The organism is Streptomyces alboflavus (assembly GCF_000716675.1).
In the GTDB taxonomy this organism is placed as follows: domain Bacteria; phylum Actinomycetota; class Actinomycetes; order Streptomycetales; family Streptomycetaceae; genus Streptomyces; species Streptomyces alboflavus.
Genome location: NZ_JNXT01000163.1, coordinates 1 through 240, shown reverse-complemented (window position 1 = coordinate 240; position 240 = coordinate 1). Strand labels below are relative to the sequence as shown.

Annotated in this window: 1 protein-coding gene; it reads right to left on the bottom strand. The window is 66.2% G+C overall.

The window, feature by feature from the left end; genetic code table 11:
- Positions 1-240, bottom strand: a 240-nt coding sequence (locus tag OO63_RS41170; protein ID WP_033264998.1) for a condensation domain-containing protein, incomplete at both ends; no start/stop codon positions are given.

The window sequence follows — 240 nt, the reverse complement described above, 5'->3', positions numbered from 1 at the left end:
GGGTTGAGGGCTTCGACGAGGCGTTCGAAGGGGATGTCTTGGTGGTCGTAGGCGGCGAGGGATTTGGTGCGTACGTGGTGGAGGAGGTCGGTGAAGGTGGGGTTGCCGTGGAGGTGGGTGCGCAGGACCCAGGTGTTGACGAAGAAGCCGACGAGGTCGGTGAGGTTGTCGTCGGTGCGGTTGGCGATGGGGGAGCCGATGGTGATGTCGTCGCCGGCGCCGAGGCCGTGCAGGAGGACG